19 protein-coding genes and 1 tRNA gene are annotated in these 24,657 nt (G+C 70.6%); 8 read left to right on the top strand and 12 right to left on the bottom strand.

Annotation, left to right across the window (positions count from 1 at the left end; genetic code table 11):
• Positions 1-25 precede the first annotated feature (25 nt).
• Positions 26-718 (top strand): SIMPL domain-containing protein, encoded by a 693-nt coding sequence (locus IOD14_RS33295; RefSeq protein WP_123988518.1) that lies wholly within the window; start codon positions 26-28, stop codon positions 716-718.
• 144 nt (positions 719-862) lie between these two features.
• Positions 863-2,299: a pyruvate kinase gene (pyk, locus tag IOD14_RS33290; RefSeq protein ID WP_123988517.1), complete on the top strand. Its 1,437-nt coding sequence runs from the start codon at positions 863-865 to the stop codon at positions 2,297-2,299.
• Positions 2,300-2,305: 6 nt separating this feature from the next.
• Here pyk and IOD14_RS33285 read toward each other — a convergent pair whose 3' ends face one another.
• Both IOD14_RS33285 and IOD14_RS33280 read right to left on the bottom strand, forming a co-directional pair.
• Positions 2,306-3,091, bottom strand: a complete 786-nt coding sequence (locus tag IOD14_RS33285; protein ID WP_123988516.1) for a helix-turn-helix domain-containing protein — start codon at positions 3,089-3,091, stop codon at positions 2,306-2,308.
• An 86-nt stretch (positions 3,092-3,177) separates the two neighbouring features.
• Positions 3,178-3,260 (bottom strand) — tRNA-Leu (locus tag IOD14_RS33280).
• Positions 3,261-3,361: 101 nt separating this feature from the next.
• On the opposite strand from IOD14_RS33280, the gene IOD14_RS33275 reads away from it, so the two are divergent.
• On the top strand, positions 3,362-4,018 hold the full coding sequence (locus tag IOD14_RS33275; protein WP_031041938.1) for a response regulator: 657 nt from the start codon (positions 3,362-3,364) through the stop codon (positions 4,016-4,018).
• A 72-nt stretch (positions 4,019-4,090) separates the two neighbouring features.
• Here IOD14_RS33275 and IOD14_RS33270 read toward each other — a convergent pair whose 3' ends face one another.
• From IOD14_RS33270 to IOD14_RS33235, 8 genes are all read right to left on the bottom strand, one after another.
• The gene (locus IOD14_RS33270) at positions 4,091-4,807 is read right to left on the bottom strand and encodes an ABC transporter ATP-binding protein (protein ID WP_123988515.1); all 717 of its coding nucleotides are present in this window, start codon (positions 4,805-4,807) and stop codon (positions 4,091-4,093) included.
• Positions 4,804-5,664, bottom strand: coding sequence for an ABC transporter ATP-binding protein (locus IOD14_RS33265; RefSeq protein ID WP_212672286.1), 861 nt, complete (start codon positions 5,662-5,664; stop codon positions 4,804-4,806). The genes IOD14_RS33270 and IOD14_RS33265 overlap by 4 nt, the downstream gene beginning before the upstream one ends.
• Positions 5,665-5,669: 5 nt before the next feature.
• A complete protein-coding gene (locus IOD14_RS33260) occupies positions 5,670-7,439 on the bottom strand; it encodes a branched-chain amino acid ABC transporter permease (RefSeq protein ID WP_212673445.1) in 1,770 nt (589 codons plus the stop codon).
• 5 nt (positions 7,440-7,444) lie between these two features.
• Positions 7,445-8,374, bottom strand: a complete 930-nt coding sequence (locus IOD14_RS33255) for a branched-chain amino acid ABC transporter permease (RefSeq protein ID WP_031041929.1) — start codon at positions 8,372-8,374, stop codon at positions 7,445-7,447.
• Positions 8,375-8,509: 135 nt separating this feature from the next.
• Entirely contained in the window at positions 8,510-9,730 is a 1,221-nt protein-coding gene (locus IOD14_RS33250) for a branched-chain amino acid ABC transporter substrate-binding protein (protein ID WP_123992577.1), read from the bottom strand.
• A gap of 226 nt (positions 9,731-9,956) precedes the next feature.
• Positions 9,957-10,643 carry a hypothetical protein gene (locus tag IOD14_RS33245; RefSeq protein WP_212672285.1) on the bottom strand — a complete coding sequence of 229 codons (687 nt, stop codon included), beginning with the start codon at positions 10,641-10,643 and terminating at the stop codon, positions 9,957-9,959.
• Positions 10,644-11,224: 581 nt separating this feature from the next.
• Positions 11,225-11,686, bottom strand: coding sequence for a hotdog fold thioesterase (locus tag IOD14_RS33240; protein WP_123988512.1), 462 nt, complete (start codon positions 11,684-11,686; stop codon positions 11,225-11,227).
• A gap of 54 nt (positions 11,687-11,740) precedes the next feature.
• Positions 11,741-14,020, bottom strand: a complete 2,280-nt coding sequence (locus IOD14_RS33235; protein ID WP_212672284.1) for an FdhF/YdeP family oxidoreductase — start codon at positions 14,018-14,020, stop codon at positions 11,741-11,743.
• A gap of 166 nt (positions 14,021-14,186) precedes the next feature.
• Between IOD14_RS33235 and polA the strand changes: the two genes are divergently transcribed.
• Both polA and IOD14_RS33225 read left to right on the top strand, forming a co-directional pair.
• On the top strand, positions 14,187-16,916 hold the full coding sequence (polA, locus tag IOD14_RS33230; RefSeq protein WP_212672283.1) for a DNA polymerase I: 2,730 nt from the start codon (positions 14,187-14,189) through the stop codon (positions 16,914-16,916).
• A 631-nt stretch (positions 16,917-17,547) separates the two neighbouring features.
• Positions 17,548-18,018, top strand: coding sequence for a hypothetical protein (locus IOD14_RS33225; protein ID WP_212672282.1), 471 nt, complete (start codon positions 17,548-17,550; stop codon positions 18,016-18,018).
• Here the strand turns inward: IOD14_RS33225 and IOD14_RS33220 are convergent.
• Positions 17,951-18,796 (bottom strand): DUF4184 family protein, encoded by an 846-nt coding sequence (locus tag IOD14_RS33220; RefSeq protein ID WP_212672281.1) that lies wholly within the window; start codon positions 18,794-18,796, stop codon positions 17,951-17,953. The two genes, IOD14_RS33225 and IOD14_RS33220, sit on opposite strands and share 68 nt — an antisense overlap.
• Positions 18,797-19,105: 309 nt before the next feature.
• On the opposite strand from IOD14_RS33220, the gene IOD14_RS33215 reads away from it, so the two are divergent.
• From IOD14_RS33215 to IOD14_RS33205, 3 genes are all read left to right on the top strand, one after another.
• Positions 19,106-20,830, top strand: coding sequence for a lytic transglycosylase domain-containing protein (locus IOD14_RS33215; RefSeq protein WP_212672280.1), 1,725 nt, complete (start codon positions 19,106-19,108; stop codon positions 20,828-20,830).
• 146 nt (positions 20,831-20,976) lie between these two features.
• Positions 20,977-21,111, top strand: a complete 135-nt coding sequence (locus tag IOD14_RS33210) for an SPW_0924 family protein (RefSeq protein WP_123988507.1) — start codon at positions 20,977-20,979, stop codon at positions 21,109-21,111.
• 21 nt (positions 21,112-21,132) lie between these two features.
• Positions 21,133-22,116 (top strand): DUF3068 domain-containing protein, encoded by a 984-nt coding sequence (locus IOD14_RS33205; RefSeq protein ID WP_212672279.1) that lies wholly within the window; start codon positions 21,133-21,135, stop codon positions 22,114-22,116.
• Here IOD14_RS33205 and hrpB read toward each other — a convergent pair.
• Complete coding sequence (hrpB, locus tag IOD14_RS33200; RefSeq protein ID WP_212672278.1) at positions 22,106-24,631, bottom strand: ATP-dependent helicase HrpB; 2,526 nt, start codon at positions 24,629-24,631, stop codon at positions 22,106-22,108. The two genes, IOD14_RS33205 and hrpB, sit on opposite strands and share 11 nt — an antisense overlap.
• Positions 24,632-24,657: the final 26 nt, after the last annotated feature.

Below are 24,657 nucleotides of genomic sequence, written 5' to 3'. Positions count from 1 at the left end.
CGTGAGAACTGACACAGTGGGGCGTATGGCCACCGACTCCGTTCCCTACGGCACCCCCGACGCGCCCCGCATCGCCGTCCGCGGTGAAGCCCACCTCGAAGTCGACCCCGAGATCGCCCGCATCGGCGTCACCGTCGCCGCCCGCGGCAAGGACCGCCGCACCGCCCTCGACGACCTCACCCGCCGCAACGCGAGCGTCCTGGACCTCCTCAAGTCCTACGGAGACGCCGTCGAACACCTGGAGACCGGCTCCTTCTCCGTCACCCCCGAACTCAAGGAACACGGCCGCGGCGAACGCGTCCACGCCTACCACGGCCGCGTCCACATCACCGCCGAGCTGACCGACTTCACCGCACTGGGTGAACTCACGACCCGGCTGGCCGACCTGGAGTTGACGAGGGTCGACGGCCCCTGGTGGGCCCTGCGCCCGGACTCACCCGCCTACCGGGAAGCCCGGCAACAGGCGGTACGCGAAGCGGTCCAGCGAGCCAGGGAGTACGCGGAAGCGCTGGGCACATCTCTCGCGGCCCTCGTCGAACTCGCCGACATCGGCGCCGAGGACCCCGAACCCCGCTTCGTCGGCAAGGCCAGCCGCGCACGCTCCATGGCCTACGAGGCCGCAGCCGACGCGGCCACCCCCCTCGACCTCGAACCACAACGCCAGCACGTCAACGCCCAGGTCAACGCACGCTTCACCATGGCACCGCCCAGGCTGTGAGCGAGCGCGGAATTTGCACCCGAAATGCTCATCGGAGCGGAGTGCCGCACACTTCAACCCTTGTCAACAGCCCTTCACTCAAAGGTTGTTGAGTCGTCATACCCGTCCAATTCCCTACCCATCGGTAAGGTCTAGGGTCGAAACATGCGCCGAGCAAAGATCGTCTGCACCCTGGGCCCCGCCACCGACTCGTACGACCAGATCAAAGACCTCGTCGACGCCGGAATGGACGTAGCCCGCTTCAACCTCAGCCACGGCAGCTACGCCGAGCACGAGGAGCGGTACCACCGCGTCCGCAAGGCCTCCGACGAGTCCGGCCGCAGCGTCGGCCTCCTCGCCGACCTTCAGGGCCCGAAGATCCGCCTCGGCCACTTCACCGAAGGACCCGTACTCCTTGAACGCGGCGACACCTTCACCATCACGGTGGAAGAGGGCGCCGAGGGCGACCAGCGCTCCTGCGGAACGACGTACGCCGGACTCGCCACGGATGTCACCACGGGCGAGCGCATCCTCGTCGACGACGGCAAGGTCTGTCTGGAGGTCACCTCCGTGGAGGGCCCCCGGGTCCACACCCGAGTGATCGAGGGCGGCATGGTCTCGGACCACAAGGGCCTCAACCTGCCCGGGGTCGCGGTCTCGGTCCCCGCCCTCTCCGAGAAGGACGAGGAGGACCTGCGCTGGGCGCTGCGCATGGGCTTCGACGTGATCGCCCTGTCCTTCGTCCGCTCCGGCCGGGACATCGAAGCCGTCCACCGGATCATGGACTCCGTGGGACGCCGGCTCCCCGTGATCGCCAAGGTGGAGAAGCCGCAGGCCGTCGAGGCCATCGACGACATCGTCGCCGCCTTCGACGGCATCATGGTCGCGCGCGGTGACCTGGGCGTGGAGATGCCGCTGGAGCAGGTGCCGATCGTCCAGAAGCGCGCGATCAAACTGGCCAAGCGGAACGCGAAGCCGGTGATCGTCGCCACCCAGATGCTCGACTCGATGATCGAGAACTCGCGTCCGACGAGGGCGGAGGCGTCCGACGTGGCCAACGCGGTCATCGACGGCACGGACGCGGTGATGCTGTCGGGCGAGACGAGCGTCGGCAAGTACGCGATCGAGACCGTCCGGACGATGGCGAAGATCGTCGAGGCGGCGGAGGAGGACATCCTCGCGAAGGGACTGCCGCCGCTGACGGAACGCAACAAGCCGCGGACCCAGGGCGGTGCGGTCGCCCGGGCGGCTGCGGAGATGGGCGACTTCCTCGGCGCGAAGTTCCTGGTCGCCTTCACGCAGAGCGGCGACACGGTGAAGCGGTTGTCGCGATACCGGTCCCCGATCCCCCTGCTGGCCTTCACCCCGGAGCCGGCGACACGCTCGCAGCTCAGCCTGACGTGGGGCGTGGAGACCTTCCTCGGCCCGCAGGTCGACTCCACGGACGCGATGGTCGACCAGGTGGACGAGCTGCTGCTGCGGTACGGCCGCTGCGAGAAGGGCGACGTGGTCGTGATCACGGCCGGCTCCCCGCCCGGGGTGTCCGGCTCGACGAACCTGGTCCGAGTGCACCACATCGGCGAGGACGACAGTCCGAAGTAGTCGCAGTCAGTACTTGGGGCCTACGTGGGTGTCCATGAGGGCTACGGAGGCTTTGCGGGCGATCGAGATGTTGAACGGGTCGCTGCCGCGAGCAAGGGTGGTCCACTCGACATCGACCTTGTCGAGGGTGTCGGTGAGGAGTCGCCGGATGTCGTCGGACTTGTTGGAGAAGAAGTACCGGGGGTATTCGTAGCGCTTGCGTTCCCCTGCCACGACGCGAGTGGTCCAGTTGGTGATCCGGCATCCGTCGGAGTGGATGAGGCCGCGAATGAACTCCCAAGGGTGGGCGTCGACGATGGTCTGCTGCCAGGGAACGAGGGCGATGGTGCGCTCGTGCTTCTTGCCGGGGCCGTGCTGGGGGAACAGACACCGCAGGTGCGTAGAGGACAACTTCATCTCGCGACACCCCTTGCGGCGGACGCGGCAGACCGAGTTCCGTGGGAACACCGACCGCATGGCCTTCTCGCACTCGTCCATGAGCCCCGGATACGTCTCGTCGCAAGTGACGGACAGGCTCGGCGAGCGCATCGCGCGGTTCTGAACGATGTAGCCATCGCCCAGATACAGGCCGAGCAGGTATGCGTATGCCCGCGAGTCGAGCGTGAGGTCGCAGCGGGGGCAGGGCGGAGGCACGCGCCCTGGGCATTCGCCGCGTTTCGCGCGGTCCAAGTGCTTCCAGTGGCCGATTGTGCCCACCGGGACGTTGAGCGTCCTGGCGACGTCCGCGTTCCTCGCGCCGTCGCGCAGCAGGGTGAGCGCCTTCTGTCGAACCTCAGTGCCGTGAAAGTTCATGCGACTACTCTGAGTGAGCGATCGCGACTGAGTGCAGCAAAAAGCGGATGTTCACGAGAACGTGGACATCCGCTTTTCGTCAGAAGTGCCGGGTGCGGGACTCGAACCCGCAAGCCCTCTCGGGCAGATGTGTTTGAGACATCCGTGTATGCCATTCCACCAACCCGGCAGGACTGGCTGCACGGAAGCATACCGGGTCACCGCAGCTCCCCGCCTCTAGGTAGGCTGCACAAGCAGCAGTACCTGCCCGGCCCGTAACAAGGAGCCCCCGTGACCGCCCCCGAGTCGCCCCAGCCCGTAGACGCGCCCGACGACGACAAGTCGCACGTGCCTCCGCTGACGACCCGTGTCGTCATTGCCGAGGACGAGGCCCTGATCCGGCTCGACCTCAAAGAGATGCTGGAGGAAGAGGGCTACAGCGTCGTAGGCGAGGCCGGTGACGGTGAGCAGGCCGTCGAGCTCGCCCGTGAGCACAAGCCGGACCTCGTGATCCTCGACGTGAAGATGCCCAAGCTGGACGGCATCTCCGCCGCCGAGAAGATCGCCGAGGAGCGCATCGCGCCCGTGCTGATGCTCACCGCCTTCTCGCAGCGCGACCTGGTGGAGCGGGCCCGTGACGCCGGTGCCATGGCCTACCTCGTCAAGCCCTTCAGCAAGAGTGATGTCGTGCCGGCGATCGAGATGGCCGTCTCGCGGTTCACGGAGCTGAGGGAGCTGGAGAACGAGGTCGCCGACCTCACCCTGCGCCTGGAGACCCGCAAGCTCGTCGACCGGGCGAAGTCGATTCTTCAGACGTCGTACGGGCTGACCGAGCCCGCCGCGTTCCGGTGGATCCAGAAGACCTCGATGGACCGGCGCATGTCGATGCAGCAGGTCGCCGAGGCGGTCATCCAGGACGCCGACGAGAAGAAGGCCAACAAGGGCTGAGCGCGACGGCGAGAAATGACCGAGGCCCGCGTCCCCAGCAGGGGGCGCGGGCCTCGTCGTACCGCCGAGGGGTCAGTCCTCGCCGAGGTAGGCCTTGCGGACCGACTCGTCGTGGAGGAGGTCCTGGCCGGTGCCGGACAGGACGATGTTGCCGACCTCCATGACGTGTCCCTGGTCGGCCAGGGAGAGGGCCGCCTGGGCGTTCTGCTCGACGAGGAGGATCGTCGTGCCCTGGGACTTCAGCTCGACGATGGTCGACATGATCTTCTGCATCATGATCGGGGAGAGACCCATGGAGGGCTCGTCGAGCATGAGCAGCTTCGGCTGGGACATGAGCGCGCGGCCCATGGCCAGCATCTGCTGCTCGCCGCCGGACAGGGTGCCCGCCGCCTGGTTGCGGCGCTCTCCCAGGATCGGGAAGAGGTCGTAGGCGCGCTGTATGTCCTTCTCGATCCCTTCCTTGTCCTTCCTCAGGAACGCTCCGAGCTGGAGGTTCTCGAAGATGGTGAGGCGGGGGAAGATGTGCCGGCCCTCGGGGGAGTGGGCGAGCCCGAAGGAGACGATCTTGTGGGCCGGGACTCCGCTGAGGGGCTTCCCGTCGAACAGGACCTTGCCGGACGTCGGCTTGAGCAGGCCCGAGAGCGTCCGCAGTGTCGTCGTCTTGCCGGCGCCGTTGGTGCCGATGAGGGTGACGACCTGGCCGGCCTCGACGCTGAAGGAGATGCCTTTGACGGCTTCGATCTTGCCGTAGGAGACCCGGAGGTCCTCGACTTCGAGGAGGGCGGTCACTGGGCTTCTCCCTTGGTGCCGGAGGTGCTCTGTGCGTCGGCGCCCGACTCGGCTGCCTCGACCTCGGCCGCTTCGGCCGCGCCGGGGTCGCCTTCGAAGGGTTCGCCGAGGTAGGCCGCGATGACGCGTTCGTCGGCCTGGACGACCTCGGAGGTGCCTTCGACGAGCTTCTCGCCCTGGACGAGGACGGCGACGCGGTCGGAGAGGTTGAAGACGAAGCGCATGTCGTGCTCGATGAGGAGGACGGCGATGCCCTTGTCGCGGATCGCGAAGACCAGCTCCTCGGTGGCGCGGGTCTCCTGGGGGTTCATGCCGGCCGTGGGCTCGTCGAGGAGCAGCAGGCCGGGCTCGGAGGCCAGGGCTCGGGCGATCTCGAGCTTGCGCTGCTCGCCGTAGGGGAGGTTGCGGGCGAGGTGGTCGCGCTTGGCCTCCAGGCCGATGAACTCCAGGAGTTCCATGGCCCGTTCCTCGCTGGCCTTCTCCGCCTTCTTGAAGCCGGGGCCGCGCAGGAGGGCCGACCAGAGGCCTTCCTTGGTGCGGGTGTGGCGGCCTACGAGGACGTTCTCGAGGACCGTCATGTTGGCGAAGAGGCGGATGTTCTGGAAGGTGCGGGCGATGCCGGCCTTGGTCACCAGGTGGGGCTTCGGGGGCAGGACGGTGCCCTGGTAGGAGACCGTGCCCTCGGTGGGGACGTAGAGGCCGGTGAGGCAGTTGAAGAAGGTGGTCTTGCCGGCGCCGTTGGGGCCGATGAGGCCGACGATCTCACCCGCGTTGACGGTGAAGTCGACCGAGCGGACGGCGGTGAGGCCGCCGAAGCGCATGGTGACGTTGCGTGCTTCGAGTACTGGTGTGGTCATGTCGCTCACGCCCCCGCCTTGGTGACGGCAGCGGGTTCGCCGGTCAGGGTTGTTGTTTCTGGTACGTCGAGTTGGCCGGTCTCGTGGAATTCGAGTTGGCGGCGACGGTTGGCGATGATGCCTTCGGGGCGGAAGCGCATCAGCAGGATGAGGGCGATGCCGAAGGCCAGCAGCGACTTGTCCTGGAGGAACACCAGCTTCTCGGGCAGCAGGTAGAGGAGTGCGGCGCCGAGGATGGGGCCTGCGACCGTGCCCATGCCGCCGAGGACGACCGCGGCGAGGAGGAAGGCCGAGTTGGGGGGTGTCGAGCCCGCGAACTGGTACGGCGTCGGGACGACGCTGTAGGTGACGTGGGCGCTGACGGTGCCGGCGAGGCCGGCGAGTGCGGCGCCGAGGGCGAAGGCGATGAGCTTGACGCGGAAGCCGTTGATGCCCATGGCGGTGGCGGCGGTCTCGTCCTCGCGGATGGCGATCCAGGAGCGGCCGATGCGGGAGTCGGCGGCGCGGGTGTAGACGAGGACCACGATGGCCATGATCAGGACCATGAGCAGGTAGTAGTTGGCGAACCGGCCGATGGTGAAGCCGGCGATGTCGTGCGCCTCGCCGAGGTTGAACCCGAAGAAGTTGAGGTCCGGGATGGACGGGATGCCGTTGGGTCCGTTGGTGATGTCCGGGCCGGATTCGCCGTCCATGTTGTTGACGGCGATGCGGAAGATCTCTCCGAAGCCGAGGGTGACGATGGCGAGGTAGTCGCCGCGCAGTCGCAGGGTGGGGGCGCCGATGAGGACGCCGAAGATCAGCGATGCGGCGGCGCCGGCGAGGGCGGCGGCCCAGAAGGGGAAGTGGACGCCGGAGAAGCGGGAGAACTCGGAGCCGGAGACGAGGGCGGCGGTGTAGGCGCCGACGCCGAGGAAGGCGACGTATCCGAGGTCGAGGAGGCCCGCGAGGCCGACGACGATGTTCAGGCCGAGGGCGACCGTGCCGAAGATCAGGATGTTGACGCCGATGTTGGCGTAGTGGTCGTCGGTCTGGGTGAAGGGGAACGCGATCGCGGCGGCGAAGCCCATGGCGAGCGTGAAGCTGCGGTTGTGGGCGACGATCCGGGAGAAGCGGTCCATGAGGCCCGCGGTGTGCAGGGCCCAGACGGCGAAGACGACGACGATGAGGTAGCCGACGAAGAGCTCGCCGTACTCGGTGTCGATGCCGTAGGTGAAGACGGCCAGGCCGATGATCGTGGCGACGGTGATGACCGCGCGCTCCAGCCAGGGGCTGAGGGGCGCCGGGGCGGGGATGCCGTCGGGCTTGGCGAGGTACGCCTTGAGGTTTTCCTTGGTGCTCTCGGTGCGCGGCTCGGGGAGGGCGAAGGCGCCGATGACGGGGAGGAGGGAGGCGATGGCCGCGACCCAGCCGCCCGGTTCGAGGTTGGCGAGTCCGCCGAGTTCGGCGGCGATCGAGACGACCGTGTACCAGGTGACGCCGAAGCCGCCGATGGCGGTGAGGGCGAGGGGGGCGTTGTTGCGGGCGGGGATGAGCCAGCGCAGGCCCCGGACGTCGTACGCGGAGAGGGCGAAGACGGTGGTGAGGAGGCCGGCGATGAAGGTCAGCCACTGGAGGCCGCCGGGGTAGCCGCTGATGGTGAGGTCGCCGGGGAACTCGCTGGTCCAGGTCCAGGCGAGGAAGGCGGAGGCGGCGGTGGCGACGCCGCCGACGAGGAGGAGCGCGCGGGCCGCCGCGAGGGGCAGCGGGATCAGGCCGCGGGTGGTGGTGTCGGTCATGGTGGTCACGCCCTGTCCGCGACGCGTTCGCCGAGCAGGCCTTGTGGCCTGACGAGGAGAACGATGATGAGGAGCGCGAAGGCCCAGACGTTGGCCCAGCTCTGGCCGCCGAGCTTGTCCATGCCGGGGATGCCGTCGATGTAGGCGGAGGCGAGGGTCTCGGCGACGCCGAGGACGAGGCCGCCGAGCATGGCGCCGTAGATGTTGCCGATGCCGCCGAGGACTGCCGCGGTGAAGGCCTTGAGGCCCATCAGGAAGCCCATGCGGTAGTCGATGTTGCCGTACTTGAGGCCGTAGGCGACGGCGGCGACCGCGGCGAAGAAGCCGCCGATGGCGAAGGCGATGACGATGATGCGGTTGGTGTCGATGCCCATGAGCTGTGCGGTGTCCGGGTCCTGGGCGGTGGCCTGCATGGCGCGGCCGGTGCGGGACTTGCGGACGAAGAAGGCGAGGGCGGACATGCAGATGATGGCGGCCACGATGAGGAAGATGTCGGCGTCCTTGATGGTGACGGAGCCGATTTCGTGGGTGGCGTCGAGGCCGGGGAAGGCGACGGCGCGGTCGGCGCCGGGGTAGAAGTTGCGGACGACTTCCTGGAGGGCCAGGGAGAGGCCGATCGCGGTGATGAGCGGTGCGAGCCGTGGTGCTCCGCGCAGGGGCCGGTAGGCGAACCGTTCCGCTCCGACCGCGATGAGGATCGCGACGATGCCGCCGCCGACCAGCATCAGGGGGACGGCTACGGCCATCGAGACGCCGTCGGGAAGGATGTAGAAGTAGACCGTGAAGGCGCCGAAGGCCCCGGTCATGAAGATCTCGCCGTGCGCGAAGTTGATGAGCTGGACGATGCCGTACACCATCGTGTAGCCGATGGCGATGAGCCCGTACATCGAGCCTAGGAGCAGCCCGTTGGCCAGCTGCTGCGGCAGGGTGTTCACCGCGTGGCCTCCATTGTCGCTGGTGGTCGTGTGCACAGATCGCGTGCAGGGGTGGGGTGTGGCAAGGGCCGCGCGGTCGGGGTCCCCTTCCGCGCGGCCCGTGGTGAGGTGATGCCGTTTCCGTCTGGGACCGGACTAGCTGGCGGTGCCGGTCTTCACAGCCTTCCACGCACCCTTGGTGACCTGGTAGACGGTGAGCTGCTTGTTGGTGGTGTCGCCGTACTCGTCGAAGGAGACCTTGCCGGAGATGCCTTCGAAGTCGGACTTCTGGACGGCGTCGACGACGGAGGAGCGCAGGGCGTTGATGTCGCTGGGGACCTTGCCGTCGTTGGCGTCGACGGCGGCCTTCACGGCCTTGATGATGGCGGTGGCGGCGTCGTAGGAGTACGCGCCGTAGGCGCCGTAGTCACCCTTGTAGCCCTTGGCCTTGTAGGTCTCGATGAAGGTCTTCGCGGCGGGCAGGGTGTCGGCGGGGACGCCGACGGCGGTGGCGAGGTCGCCCTCGGAGGCGGCACCCGCGGTCTCGATGTAGGTGGAGGCGAACATGCCGTCGCCGCCGAAGAGCGGGATCTTGACTCCGCCGTCCTTCATCTGCTTGGTGATCAGCGACGACTCGTCGTACTGGCCACCGTAGTAGAGGAGGTCCGCGCCGGAGGTCTTGATCTTGGTGACGAGGGAGCCGAAGTCCTTGTCGCCGGTGTTGACGTGGTCGGTGCCGACCACGGTGCCGCCGAGCTTCTTGAACTGCTCGTTGAAGATCTTCGCGAGGCCGGCGCCGTAGGTCTGCTTGTCGTCGACGACGAAGACCTTCTTCTTCTTGAGGCCGTTGTACGCGTAGTCGGCGGCGAAGCTGCCCTGGAGCTCGTCGGTGGTGGCGGTGCGGAAGTACGTCTTGTAGGGACGCTTCTTGGCCGTCTGCCAGTCCTTGCCCTGGGTCAGGGCGGGGTTGGTGTTCGAGGGGGAGATCTCGACCATGTTGGCCGAGGCGAACACCTGCTGCATCGACTGGGCGACGCCGGAGTTCAGCGGGCCGACGGCGCCGACGGCGGTCTTGTCGCCGGTGATCGCGGTGGCGTTGGACTGGCCGGTGGCCGGCTGCGCCTTGTCGTCGTAGGCCTTCAGCTTGAAGGTGACGCCCGGGACGAGCTTGTTCTTGTTGGCGTCGTCGACGGCGATCTGGGCGCCGTACTGGATGCCGAGACCGGTGGTGGAGTTCTCGCCGGAGAGCGGGGCGTCCACGCCTATGGTGAGGGTGGTGCCACCCCCGCTGTCACTGTCGCCGCCCTTGTCGTCTCGGGAGCCGCAGGCGGTGAGTGTGAGAGCCCCCGTCGCCATGACGGAGGTCAGGATCACCATGGAACGTCGCACAATCATTCCTTTCCGCAGGCACGCGCCCCCTCGTGGGTGCGGCTGGTGCCCGCGCTTTACCGAACTCCCGATGGAGCGGTGACTGGCCGTGACTCTAAGCCCGGTTTGTGGGAAGGGGCATCGCTGTGCGCGGGCTTGTGACTTTCTTGTTATGACGTGGTGGATGGCGGGCTTCCGTGGAGGGGGCTCTCAGCCGTTTTGGCGGAATTTCCCCTCAGTCCGCATTTTGAGAACCTGCACTTCCGGTTGGCCGTCCGGCCTGTGGCGCCGACACCGGGGTGCAGGCGCCCCGGAGGAGCCGGAAAAGGTCGTCGGAGTACGCCCGGCCGAAGATGAAGCTGTGATGCTGTATTGCGCGCGTGTTACGGAGCGTTACGTCAAGAAATGGTAGGTCGGCATTCAGTGGCAGACCCGAGCAGTCGGAAACCGATATCTCCACGGTGACCCGGCGTGTGGTGCCGGTGTGCACCGTGAACGCCTCGGGCAGGGCGTGGGCGGTGAGGCCGGGGAAGGCGGCGCCGGTGACCTGGAGGGTGACGGGGGGCCCGCTGTGGACGTCGACGGCGAAGCGGAAACGGCCGCTGGTGGGGTGGGCGCCGGGGGTCTCGGGCAGTCCGGCGGAGCCCAGGTAGCGCCAGGCGGTGACGTTGGCGGGCCAGGGAGCGGGGGTGGGTTCCGGTTCGGGGGGACGGTCCTCGGAGTGGGTGAGGGGCACGAGAACTCCGGCCGCCAGCAGGGCGATCGCGCCGGCTCCCAGGGCGGCCCTGCGGCCGCGCGGTGACATACCGCGCCACCGCGCGCCCCAACGGTCCGTCAGCCGGGGCCCGTCGGTGCCGATGACGTCGTAACTCGCTCCGGAATCCGGCGAGTCGACGGGCTCGACGGGGCCGATACCGGTCATGGGAGAACGGTAGGGGAGCCGACGGCCGGTGCCCAGCCGGTGCGCGCTCCCTCGCGGGGTCGGCAGTGCTGCCGTCGTCCGCCGACGTGTGGTGCTGCGGGCACGCAGGGGGCCTGCCGTATGGCTCGCTCGTGCGCCGACGGTTGCGGTGGGCCGGCCGTCTTGACAGGGCCGACGGTTGCGGTGGGCCGGCGGTCTTGGCGGGGCCGACGGTTTCGGTGGGTCGGCGGTCTTGGCGGGGCCGACGGTTTCGGTGGGTCGGCGGTCTTGGCGGGGCCGACGGTTTCGGTGGGCCGGTGGGCGCGTGCGTGGGCGGTGTCGCGTCGGTGGGGGGCCCGTGGCCGTGGCGCGTCAGTGGGTGGCCGTGGCGGTGTCGCGTCGGTGGGTGGTTGTGGCGGTTGGAGGTGCCGAGGGTCCGTGGGTGGGCCGCCGGGGCGGCAGGGGCTCGCCGGGGCGGTCCGGCCGCCGGGCCCGCTGCCGCCGTGGGGCACGGCCTTCTCCGCCTTGGGGCTGCCGGATCCCGTGGGGTCGGGCCAGGACGCGTCGCATGTCGTGTTCTGGCCCGACCGGCCCGGCAGGTGCTAGCGGGTGGGGGCGTCGCGGAGCAGGCAGGTCAGGCGGGCGGTGCAGACCCGGCGCTGCTCCTCGTCGCTGATCACGATCTCGTACGTCGCGGTGGAGCGGCCCCGGTGCACCGGGGTGGCCACTCCGGTCACCAGTCCCGAGCGCACTCCGCGGTGGTGGGTGCAGTTCAGGTCGACCCCCACCGCGATCTTGGAGCTTCCGGCGTGCAGCATCGAGCCCACGGACCCGAGGGTCTCGGCGAGCACGGCCGAGGCGCCGCCGTGCAGCAGACCGTACGGCTGGGTGTTGCCCTCGACGGGCATGGTGCCGACGACCCGGTCGGCCGAGGCCTCGACGATCTGCACGCCCATGCGGCTGCCCAGGTGCCCGGCCGAGAACATGGCGACGAGGTCGACGCCGAGCGCCGCGTACTCGTCGATGACCTCCTGCGGGAACGTGACGTGCTGCTGCTCACCCATGGGGCCGGGCTCCGTTCGTCCTGGTCACTACGACTTCCTGTGCTGAGCAAACGCTCAGTCGGTTGTCGATTGTTCCAGACGCACGACGACGGACTTGCTGGCCGGGGTGTTGCTGGTGTCGGCGGTGGAGTCCAGCGGTACCAGGACGTTGGTCTCGGGGTAGTACGCGGCCGCGCATCCCCGTGCGGTCGGGTAGTGCACGACCCGGAATCCGGGGGCCCGCCGCTCCACGCCGTCCTTCCACTCGCCGACGAGGTCGACGTACGACCCGTCGGCGAGACCGAGCCGGTCGGCGTCCCCGGGGTTGACCAGGACGACCCGGCGGCCGTTCTTGATGCCCCGGTAGCGGTCGTCGAGGCCGTAGATCGTGGTGTTGTACTGGTCGTGCGAGCGCAGCGTCTGCAGCAGCAGCCGCCCTTCGGGCAGCGCGGGGTACTCGACGGGCGCGGCGGTGAAGTTGGCCTTGCCGGTGGCGGTGGGGAAGCGGCGCTCGTCGCGCGGGGCGTGCGGCAGGGTGAAGCCGCCGGGACGGGCCACGCGCGCGTTGAAGTCCTCGAAGCCGGGGATCACGCGGGCGATGCGGTCCCGGATGGTGGCGTAGTCCTTCTCGAACTCCTCCCACGGGGTGGCGCTGTTCTCCCCGAGGACCCGGCGGGCCAGGCGGCACACGATGGCGGGCTCGGACAGCAACTGCCCGCTCGCGGGCTCCAGGCGGCCCCGGGAGGCGTGCACCATGCCCATGGAGTCCTCGACGGTCACGAACTGCTCGCCACTGCCCTGGAGGTCGCGCTCGGTGCGGCCCAGGGTGGGCAGGATCAGGGCACGCGCGCCCGTGACCGCGTGCGAGCGGTTGAGCTTGGTCGACACGTGCACGGTCAGCCGGGCGCGCCGCATGGCGGCCTCCGTGACGTCGGTGTCGGGGGAGGCGGAGACGAAGTTGCCGCCCATGGCGAAGAAGACCTTGGCCTCGCCGTCCCGCAGGGCGCGGATGGCACGGACGACGTCGAAGCCGTGCTCGCGCGGCGGCGCGAAGCCGAACTCCTTCTCCAGGGCGTCCAGGAAGGCGGGCGCGGGGCGTTCGAAGATGCCCATGGTGCGGTCGCCCTGGACGTTGGAGTGGCCGCGGACCGGGCAGACGCCGGCGCCGGGGCGGCCGATGTTGCCGCGCAGGAGAAGGAAGTTGACGACCTCGCGGATGGTGGGCACGGAGTGCTTGTGCTGGGTCAGGCCCATGGCCCAGCAGACGATGGTCCGCTCCGAGGCGAGGACCATCCGCAGGGCTTCCTCGATCTCCGCGCGCGTGAGGCCGGTCGCGGTGAGCGTCTCGTCCCAGTCGGCGGCGCGGGCGGCCTCGGCGAACTCCTCGTAGCCGTGGGTGTGTTCGCCGACGAAGGCCTCGTCGACGGCGCCCTCGGTCTCCAGGATCAGCTTGTTGAGGAGGCGGAAGAGGGCCTGGTCGCCGCCGATGCGGATCTGCAGGAACAGGTCGTTGAGCGCGGCGCCCTTGAGCATGCCCTGGGGGGTCTGCGGGTTCTTGAAGCGCTCCAGGCCGGCCTCGGGCAGCGGGTTGACGCTGATGATCCGCGCGCCGTTCGCCTTCGCCTTCTCCAGGGCGGAGAGCATGCGGGGGTGGTTGGTGCCCGGGTTCTGTCCGGCGACGATGATCAGGTCGGCCTTGTAGAGGTCGCCGAGCAGGACGCTGCCCTTGCCGATGCCGATGGTCTCGCTGAGCGCCGAACCGGACGACTCGTGGCACATGTTGGAGCAGTCCGGCAGGTTGTTCGTGCCGAGCTCACGGGCGAAGAGCTGGTAGAGGAACGCGGCCTCGTTGCTGGTGCGGCCCGAGGTGTAGAAGACGGCCTCGTCGGGCGAGCCGAGAGCGGTGATCTCCTCGGCGATGATGTCGAAGGCGCGCTCCCAGGTCACCGGTTCGTAGTGGGTGCCGCCCTCGGCGACGTACATGGGATGCGTGAGCCGCCCCTGCTGGCCCAGCCAGTAGCCGCTCCTGGTCGCGAGGTCCGCGACGGGGTGCGCGGCGAAGAACTCGGGGGTGATGCGGCGCAGGGTGGCTTCCTCGGCGACCGCCTTCGCGCCGTTCTCACAGAACTCGGCCGCGTGCCGGTGGTCGGGCTCCGGCCAGGCGCAGCCGGGGCAGTCGAAGCCGTCCTTCTGGTTGACGCGCAGCAGCGTCAACGCGGTGCGCTTCACGCCCATCTGCTGCTGGGCGATCCGCAGGGTGTGGCCGATGGCCGGGAGCCCGGCCGCCGCGTGCTTCGGTTCGGTGACCTGGGGAGCGTCCTGAACCGGATCACCCTTGGGCGGCTTCGTGGCCATCGGACTGTCTCCTTCGCGCACACCGGTGAGGTACGTCTCCGATCCTCGCACGCGCCGGTGACAGCGCTGTTTGCCGGGCCCGCGGTGAGCGGGGACGGGCCCGGCCTCGCGTGGCGTCGGCGGCGGGCGGGTCCGACTGTCAGTGGGGCGTGGCAGGATCGGGGGCGTGGCAGAGACAGCAGCGAAGAAGACCGACAACAGCCCCGGTGGCACCCGCCCGCGCCTGATGCTCATGGACGGGCACTCGCTGGCCTATCGCGCGTTCTTCGCGCTGCCCGCGGAGAACTTCACCACCGCGACCGGCCAGCCGACCAACGCGATCTACGGCTTCGCCTCGATGCTGGCCAACACCCTGCGTGACGAGGCCCCCACGCACTTCGCGGTGGCCTTCGACGTGTCCCGCAAGACCTGGCGCTCCGAGGAGTTCACGGAGTACAAGGCCAACCGCTCCAAGACCCCCGACGAGTTCAAGGGCCAGGTCGAGCTGATCGGCGAGGTCCTCGACGCGATGCACGTCTCGCGGTTCGCGGTCGACGGCTTCGAGGCCGACGACGTCATCGCCACCCTCGCCACCCAGGCCGAGGCCGCCGGCTTCGAGGTGCTGATCGTCACCGGTGACCGCGACTCCTTCCAGCTGGTCTCCGAGCACACCACCGTGCTGTACCCGACGAAGGGCGTCTCGGAGCTGACCCGGTTCACCCCGGAGAAGGTCTTCGAGAAGTACGGCCTGACGCCCGCCCAGTACCCCGACTTCGCGGCCCTGCGCGGCGACCCGTCCGACAACCTCCCCGGCATCCCCGGCGTCGGCGAGAAGACCGCCGCGAAATGGATCAACCAGTTCGGTTCGTTCGCGGAGCTGGTCGAGCGCGTCGAGGAGGTCAAGGGCAAGGCCGGGCAGAACCTCCGCGACCACCTGGAGGCCGTGAAGCTCAACCGCCGCCTCACCGAGATGGTGCGCACGGTGGAGCTGCCGAAGACGGTCACCGACCTGGAGCGCCTGCCGTACGACCGCAAGACGCTGGCGATGATCCTCGACACCCTGGAGATCAGGAACCCCTCCCTGCGGGAGCGGCTGCTGGCCGTCGACCCAGGCGCCGAGGAGGCCGAGGGGACCCCGGCCGCCGCGCCCGGCGTGGCGGTGGACGGCACGGTGCTCGGCACCGGCGAGCTGGCCGGCTGGCTCGCCGAGCACGGCGCGCAGCAGCCCCTGGGTCTGGCCACCGTCGACACCTGGGCCCTCGGCACCGGCTCGGTCGCCGAGGTCGCGCTCGCCGCGTCCGGCGGGGCCGCCGCCTGGTTCGACCCGGCCGAGCTGGACGAGGCCGACGAGCGGGCCTGGACCGCCTGGCTCGCCGACGCCGACCGGCCCAAGGTGCTGCACAACGCCAAGGGCGCCATGCGGGTCTTCGCCGAGCACGGCTGGAGCGTCGCCGGGGTCGGCATGGACACCGCGCTCGCCGCGTACCTCGTCAAGCCGGGGCGCCGGTCCTTCGACCTGGACGCGCTGTCGCTGGAGTACCTGGGCCGGGAGCTGGCGCCCGCCGCCGCGGCCGACGGGCAGCTCGCCTTCGGCGCGGACGACGGCGCCGAGGCCGAGGCGCTGATGGTCCAGGCCCGAGCCGTCCTCGACCTCGGCACCGCATTCGAGGGCCGCCTGGAGGAGGTCGGCGCGGCCGATCTGCTGCGGGACATGGAGCTGCCCACCTCCGCCCTGCTGGCCCGGATGGAGCGGCACGGCATCGCGGCCGACCGGGCCCATCTGGAGGCCATGGAGCAGATGTTCGCCGGGGCGGTCCAGCAGGCCGTGAAGGAGGCCCACGCGGCGGCCGGGCACGAGTTCAACCTCGGCTCGCCCAAGCAGCTCCAGGAAGTCCTCTTCGGCGAGCTGGGCCTGCCGAAGACGAAGAAGACGAAGACCGGGTACACGACGGACGCCGACGCGCTGGCCTGGCTCGCCACCCAGACGGACAACGAACTGCCGGTGATCATGCTCCGGCACCGTGAGCAGGCCAAGCTGCGGGTGACCGTGGAGGGCCTGATCAAGACGATCGCCGCGGACGGCCGTATCCACACGACGTTCAACCAGACGGTCGCGGCCACCGGACGTCTGTCGTCCACGGACCCGAACCTCCAGAACATCCCCGTCCGTACGGACGAGGGGCGGGCCATCCGGCGCGGGTTCGTGGTGGGGGAGGGCTTCGAGTCCCTCATGACCGCGGACTACAGCCAGATCGAGCTGCGGGTGATGGCCCACCTGTCCGAGGACGCGGGGCTCATCGAGGCGTTCACCTCGGGGGAGGACCTCCACACCACGGCCGCCTCCCAGGTCTTCGCGGTCGAGCCCGGTGCGGTCGACGCGGAGATGCGGCGCAAGATCAAGGCGATGTCGTACGGGCTGGCGTACGGGTTGTCGGCGTTCGGGCTCTCGCAGCAGCTGAACATCGACGCGGGGGAGGCGCGTGCGTTGATGGACGCGTACTTCGAGCGGTTCGGCGGGGTGCGGGACTATCTGCGCCGGGCCGTCGACGAGGCGCGGGCGACCGGGTACACGGCGACGCTCTTCGGGCGCCGGCGGTATCTGCCCGACCTCAACAGCGACAACCGTCAGCGGCGTGAGGCGGCCGAGCGGATGGCGCTCAACGCGCCGATCCAGGGGACGGCGGCGGACATCGTCAAGATCGCGATGCTCAAGGTGGACGGAGCGCTGCGGGAGGCCGGGCTCGCCTCGCGCATGCTGCTGCAGGTCCACGACGAAATCGTGCTGGAGGTCGCGCCGGGGGAGCGGGCGGCCGCGGAGGAGATCGTGCGGCGGGAGATGTCCGACGCGGTGGAGCTTCGGGTGCCGTTGGGGGTTTCGGTGGGGGATGGGGGGGATTGGGAGTCTGCTGCTCATTAGCCTGCGGGTTCGGTGGGGGCGGGGGTTTTGCGCAGTTCCCCGCGCCCCTGGATGCCTGCGGCGGCCTGCGCGGGTTCGGCGGGGGCGTGCGTAGCGCATGGGCCCCGGTGGTGGGGTCGGGGCCGGGGTGGGGGGTATCCGTCCTCGGTCCGGCGGTTGCTGTTGCTTGAGAAGGGGCTCGGTAACGGACGCCGGCCGCTGCGGGCGGACACCCCCCACCCCGTCCCCTGCGCGCCGTACGCGGCTTGCGCCCCGTAGTGCCGCACGGTCCGGCGAACGGCCCGTGGTGGCGCGCGAGGTGGTCTGCGGTCCGTTGCGGCGCGCGAGGTGGCGAACGGCCCGTCCGAGCGCAGGGTCACTGCAACCCCCAGGGGCGCGGGGAACTGCGCGATCAGCCACGACGGACCCGCACCCGCCCGACCACCTGATCCGGCACCCCCGGTGGCGCCCGGTCCAAGCCCAGCGCAGCTGCCCGCGGGGAACTGCGCGACCAGCCACGACGGACCCGCACCCGCCCGACAACCGAACCCGGCACTCCCATAGGCACGCGGCTCCAGCCCAGCGCAGCTGTCTTCACCCGCGTGGCCCCCGCGGCAGCGCCCCCTGCCGTGCCCCCGGCCAGGATGCCGTCATGGGTATACGCATGCTCCATCGCAGGGCGGTCCCGGGACGGGCGCAGGGTCAGGTGCGCGCCGGCAAGGCCTCGTCCGTACGCGCCCCGGTTCCGGCCCACGCGGCCGCCGCAAGCACCGCCCGTGTTCCCGTCGATCTCGTGACGCTCCTGCGCGGGGTGAGGGCCAGGGCGGCTGGACCCCGCATGACGGCCCGCCTCGCCGGCACTCTGCGTCACGCCGGGGCGGATCTGCGGCACCGTGTGACCCGCCGGGACCGGGACGTCGTAGCGGAGGAGCCGTCCGGGTATCGGCTGTGGGGCGAGCTGGTGCTCGGTTATCTCGCGCTCGCCCTCACCCTGCTGCCCCGGTCCCGGCCGATGCCCACCATGACGGTGTTCATCGCGGGGACTGCGGACACCGTCAGCGAGCGAGCGGGAGACCGGTCTCTTCCCGGGCGGCGGACGCCGGGGCCGGGCGCCACAGCCTGACCGCGGTGGCGTACAGCAGTACCCCGAGGACCAGGCCGGCGCCCGCGCCGAAGCAGAGGGTCGGGATCAGTTCCCAGGGCTTCGCGGTGGAACCCCAGTACGCCCACCACCGCGAGGCCCGCTGCAGCGCGGCCACCGTCATGCACCCGCCGATCCCGGCCACGGCCCACCATCTGTCCCGCGTGGACAGGACGGGGACGCCCGGTGCCGAGGTCGCCGCGGGGGTCCGGCGCAGTGCGTGCACGCAGAACACGGCGATCACCACCGCGGCCAGCGCCGAACCGCCGTACTGCAGGTACCAGTAGAGGGGGGAGCCGGCCACGTCCAGGCCCAGGACGGGGAACAGGCGCATCCCCCATCTGTCGTGGTGCGTGAACGCGTCCCACACGACGTGGGTCAGTGCTCCGAGGGCGGCGGAGGCGTACCAGCGCAGCACCAGTGCCGTACGCACGCGTGCGCGTGGCGTGCCGCAGCGCAGCAGCGTCGCCACCCTGCCCTGGCCGCGGCGGGGCAGCAGGGCCACCAGGGGTTCTCGCAGCAGCAGCCACAGGCCCATCAGCGCCCAGGCGACCAGCACGTCGATCGTGAAGACGCCGGGGAAGGAGTGCGTGACGGTGCCGAACTCCATCGCTCCCGAAACGACACTTGCCGCGTAGTAGGTCATGTCGGGCGAGAAGGATCCGGCCACCAGCACGGCCGGAACCAGTCGGCCCCGCCCGCTTCCGTCGGGGCGCACCGCGGGCAGGACCGCCGCCGCGTGGCTCAGGGTGAACGGCAACGGGGCTCCTCGCGGCGGGTGTTGGCCGGGCAGCGGCCCGGGTGATCGGCTCCGTCCAGTATGGGCGACGCGAACCCGCACCGATCGAACATGGCCAACCGGTGAATATCGGGCACGAACCGGTGTCCGAGGAAAGGAAGTTGTCGTAGGGTCACACGGGTCACCGCGCCGGGGAGCTCGGTCGAAAGGTACGCATCAGGAATTGCCGCGCGTCACGGGGGCAACCTCAAGAGCGATTCGACTGTCTCAACGGGACGAGAGCGACAGACGGAGAAGGGCGCTCGGGCGTCCACAGGAGGGGTTCACTTTATGGCGGCGCAATTCGGCAGGAGGCTGGCCAAAGGGGCGACGACCACCGCCGTGGCAGCACTCGCGGTCGCGGCACTGTCAGCCTCCCAGGCCCCGGGGGTCACGGCCGACGACAACGGCAGATCGACCGCCGCCGGTGCCGAAGCCTCCCCCGATCCGGCCGCCGGGAACGGCGCGACGGGCAATTCGCCGTACTACACGGACCTGCCTCCGCTGAACACCCCTGCCCCCGCGCCGACCAGCGGCACCTCCGCCACCGCCACCCCGGTCGAGAGCGAGGCGGGCATACCCGCGACCGTCCTCGACGCCTACAAGAAGGCCGCGAACGAGCTCCAGGCGTCCAAGCCCGGCTGCCATCTGCCCTGGCAGCTGCTCGCCGCCATCGGCCAGGTCGAGTCCGGTCAGGCCCGCGGCGGCCGCGTCGACGCGGACGGCACCACCACCTCCAAGATCCTCGGCCCGCAGCTCGACGGCAACGGCTTCGCACTCATCAAGGACACCGACAACGGTGCCTACGACGGCGACACCGCCTACGACTCGGCCGTCGGACCCATGCAGTTCATCCCCTCCACCTGGGCGTGGGCCGGCCGCGACGGCAACGGCGACGGGGTGAAGGACCCGAACAACATCTACGACGCCTCCCTCGCCGCGGGCCACTACCTGTGCCGCAACAACTGGGACCTGGCGACCAGCGCCGGCCTGGAAGACGCGATCCTCAGCTACAACCCCTCGCGGCACTACCTGGACACGGTCCTGTCGTGGCTGGAGTACTACCGCAAGGGCACCCACGAGATCCCGGACGGCACCGGTACCGTCCCGGGCAACCGCAGCGACGGCGGCAGCAGCGATGGTTCGACCTCCACGCCCTCGTCGCCCTCGACCCCGCACCCCTCGAAGCCGAGCACGCCCGGCTCGCCGAGCCCGACCCCGCCCGTGACACCCCGGCCCCCGTCCGGGACCCCCACCACGCCTCCGACGACGCCCGTCACGCCCACCCAGTCCGTGGACCACCTGGAGGACGCGGGCACCGCGAAGCTCACCGCCATGGCGGGCGACGCGTTCACCGAGAACATCAGCACCAAGGCCGAGAACGCCGCCGGCAAGGGCGTCGCCAAGGTCCGGGTCCGCTTCACGATCGTCGGCGACACCGACGCCGCCTTCACCGGCGGCGAAAAGGTCGCCACCGCGCTGACCGACAGCTCCGGCGTGGCCACCGCGCCCGCGCTCCAGGCGGGCGAGACCACCGGCGCCTTCGCGGTCCGCGCCACCCTCATCGGCCGTACCGTCACCGGGCCCATCTACACGGCCAACGTGACCCAGCGCGTCGCCGACACCCTCGTCCGCACCGCCGACACCGCGCTGACCTGCACCCCGGGCGGCCAGTTCGCCGACGTGGTCCAGGTGAAGGCCACCTACAAGGACGCCGTCGCCGACAAGGTCGCCGCCACCGCCACCCTGATCAAGTCGGCCGACGACGCGACCGAGAACGACAAGGGCCCCTACTTCAAGGACGCCGACGGCAAGACCGTCCGCACCCTGACGGGCCTCACGACGGACGCGGACGGTGTGCTGAAGCTGCCGCAGCTCTACGCCGACGACACCACCGGCACCTATCTGCTCCGTATCACCACCGCGGGCGGCGCGACCCTCGACGTGACGCTGACCGTGGCCGCCGCCGCGGACACCTCCGCGAGCCCCTCGCCCAGTCCCAGCGCGAGTTCATAGCCGCCGGACCCACCTCCGAGGGCGTCCTTTCCGCTACGGCGGACAGGGCGCCCTTCGTGCGTGCGCGACCTGTTCTCATCTCGCCCGGGCGTTGCTACCGTGCCGGATCTGACGATGTATCAGTTCCCGCCCGCAGGGAGGCAGACATGCGCGCCCTGATCGCCGCCGCGACCGGCCTCGTCCTCGCGTTCGCACTGATCCTCACCATCACCGCACTGGGCACCCCTGCCGGCAGTACATCCCCCAAGCCGCTGCTGACCACGGTGCCCGCACACCCGTAACCGTCCGCCCGGGAGGCCGAGATGCGCCGCAAGACCAGCCTGGTCCTGCTCGCCCTCGCCGTGTTCTTCGCGGCGCTGTCCCCGCTGCTGCGCTGGTACGCCTTCCCGCGCCTGGCCAAGATCCCGGCGAACCAGTACCAGGACATGGTCCTGGAGGCGAGGAACGCGACCCTCCTCGACTACGGCACGATGACCGCGAAGAAGGTCCCGAAGGTCACCATCGTGCAGACCCTCAAGGGCGACGTGGAGGCATCCGAGAAGATCGAGAAGACGGCCGGGCGGGACGTCGTCGTCTGGGACGGGCTGTCGTACGTCCAGGGCCCCGACGGCAAGATGGTCTCCGAGATCCCCGAGCGCTACATCTTCGACGCCCACAGCCAGGCCCCCGTCCACGCGCCCGGCGAGATGGTCGACGGCGACCCCGTCAAGCGCACCGGCATCGAGTTCAAGTGGCCCTTCCTGACGGAGAAACGGGACTACGAGTACTTCGACGCGCAGACCCGCACCACCAACCCCATCCACTACGAGGGCACGCGGACCTTCCGCGGCGTCGAGGTCTACTACTTCGAGCAGACCATTCCGTGGACCAAGGTGCCCTTCCCCAAGACCATGCCGGTCAAGGGGATCACCCCCGAGTCCGTCGCCAGGACCGGCACCACCCGCTGGTACACCACGGTCCGCAAGTTCTGGGTCGAGCCCCTCACCGGCGCCCCCGTCTACGGCGAGGAGATCCACAAGGAGGAGCTGCGCGGCGGCTCCCTCCTCGGCGACCGCGCGAAGGTCACCGCCTTCGCCGGGCACGTGAAGATGCGCGAGGACTACATCGAGCACACCGTCGACCTGGTCAAGTCGAACCGCACCCTCGTCCTCCTCATGACCTCCTACCTGCCGTGGGGCTTCCTGTCCCTGGGCGTCCTGCTGCTGGCCCTGGCGCTGTTGCTCGAAGCCCGCAGCCGCCGCCCGGCCCCCGCGAAGGTCGACGCACCCGAACCGGTCACCGCCTGAGCCGCGCGTTGGTGTACCGCGTCGCCTCGGCGCCCGCCGGGTCCTCCGGCCACGGATGCTTCGGATACCGGCCGCGCAACTCCGCCCGAACCCCCTTGTAGCCGTCCTTCCAGAAGGAGGCGAGGTCGGCGGTGACCGCGGCCGGGCGTCCGGCGGGGGAGAGGAGATGCACGAGCAGGGGGACACCGGCGACCCGGGGCGACTCCTGCAGCCCGAACATCTCCTGCAACTTCACCGCGAGGACGGGCTGTTCGGGGGTGCCGTAGTCGATCCGGATCCTGGACCCGCTCGGTACGGCGATCCGCTCGGGCGCCAACTCGTCGAGCCGCGAGGCATCCCCCGAGGCCCACGGGAGCAGCCTCCGCAGAGCCTCTCCGGCGTCCACTCGCGCCAGGTCGGCCCGGCGCCGGGCACGGCTCAGCTCGGGCTCCAGCCACTCGTCCACGCGCGCGTGCAGGGCCTCGTCGGAGACGTCGGGCCACGGGTCGCCCAGGTGGTGGCGGAGGAATGCGAGCCGCTGCCTCAGCACCTCGGCGTCGGGCGTCCACCGCAGCAGCCGCGGACCGTCCTCGCGCAGCCCTTCGAGAAGCGCCTCGCGCACGAGGACGGGGTCGGCGTTCCGCAACGGCCGTACCGCGAGCTCGATCGCCCCGAGCCGCTCCACCCGCCGGGCCACGACGTCCCCGTCGGCCCAGTGCACCTCCTGGCGCTCGGAGTACAGGGAGGCCGCCGCCGACCTGGCCGTCTGCTCGTCGGTCACCGCTGCCAGCTGCACGCGCGCGTGCCCCTTCCCGACGGGACGGTCCGCCACGGCGACGGCGATCCAGGGGGCACCGCGCAGCGGGGAGCCGGCCGGGAGTTCGGCGCGGGTCCCGGAGGCCATGAGGTAGGAGCCGCCGTCGGCCCTGGCCACACGCTCGGGGAACGCCAGGGCTGCCACGAGCCCGGCGACGCCGTCCTCGCCGAGGTCCGCAGGACGGGAACCTGGGGGCACGGGCGAGCGCGGGGACTCCGCCACCAGGCCCCGCAACCGTCGCACCTCCGCCCGCCACCGCCCCGCGTAGGCGTCACCCCCGCGCCGGGCGGCCCGCAACGCGCCCGCGAGGTCGTCCCCGTACTCCCGCGGTGCCTCCTCGCTCAGCAGCGCGACGACCTCGGCGGCACGCTCGCCCCCGACCGGCACGGCCGCGTCCAGGAGCGCCCGTCCCAGCCGCGGATGCAGCCCCAGCCGCGCCAGCCGGACACCCCGCTCCGTGGCATGACCGGCCGGGTCCACGGCGTCCACCGCCGCGAGAGCGGTCCGCGCGGCCGCCATCGCCCCGCCCGGCGGCGGATCCAGCAGGGCGAGGCCGGACGCGTCCGGATCGCCCCAGCAGGCCACCTGCAACGCGAACGCCGTCAGGTCGGCCACCTTGATCTCCGGCGACGGGAAGCGCGGCAGCCGCGCGTCCTCGGCCTCCGCCCAGCACCGGTACACCGCACCCGGCGCCTGTCGCCCGGCCCGCCCCGCCCGCTGCCGTCCGGCCGCCTGCGAGGCCCGCACGGTCGCGAGCGCGCTCAACCCGCGCGCGTGGTCCACGCGCGGCTCCCGGGCCAGCCCCGAGTCGACGACCACCCGCACGCCCGGCACCGTCAGGGAGGACTCGGCCACGGCGGTCGCCAGCACCACCCGGCGCCGCTGTCCGCCCGCCAGCACGGCGTCCTGCACAGCCGCCGGGGCCCGCCCGTGCACCTGGAGCACGTCCACGTCGCCGAGACCGCCCAACTGCCCTGCCACGCGGGCGATCTCGCCCACGCCCGGCAGGAAGCACAGCACGTCCCCCTCCCGCTCGGCCAGCGCCCGCCGCACCACCGACGCCACATGCGCGAGCAGCGCGGGATCGACCCGCATGCCGTGCGGCGGCCGCACCGGCCGGGTCGGCGGGGCCCACACGACCTCCACCGGATGCGACTCACCCGCCGCCTCGACCACGGGCGCGTCGCCCAGCAGCCGCGCCCACCCCTGCGCGTCGGTCGTCGCGGACGCGGCGACCAGCCGCAGCTCCGGCCGCAGGGCCTGCCGTACGTCCCACAGGAAGGCCGCCGTCGTGTCCGCGTCCAGATGCCGCTCGTGGCACTCGTCGAGGACCACCACGTCCACGCCCGCCAGTTCCTGGTCGCGCTGGAGCCGCTGCAGCAGCACACCCGTCGTGACGACCTCCACGCGTGCGTGCCGTCCGACCACCCGCTCGCCGCGCACGGTGTAGCCGACGCTTCCGCCGACCTGCTCGCCCAACAGCCACGCCATCCGCCGGGCGGCCGCGCGGGCGGCGATCCGGCGGGGCTCGGCGACCACCACCTTGCGCGCGGGTGCGTCGGCGTCCAGCAGGCCCGCGAGGGCCAGCGGCACGAGGGTCGTCTTGCCGGTGCCGGGCGGGGCGACGAGGACGGCCGTGCCGTGGCCCTCCAGGGCGTCGCCCAGCGCGGACAGCGCACCGCGCACGGGAAGGGAGTCCAGGGCGTCGTAACGGATCACGCCCCCAGTGTCGTACGACTGCCCGG

This window comes from Streptomyces sp. A2-16 (assembly GCF_018128905.1).
GTDB lineage: Bacteria > Actinomycetota > Actinomycetes > Streptomycetales > Streptomycetaceae > Streptomyces.
This window is presented reverse-complemented; position numbering and strand designations above follow the sequence as displayed.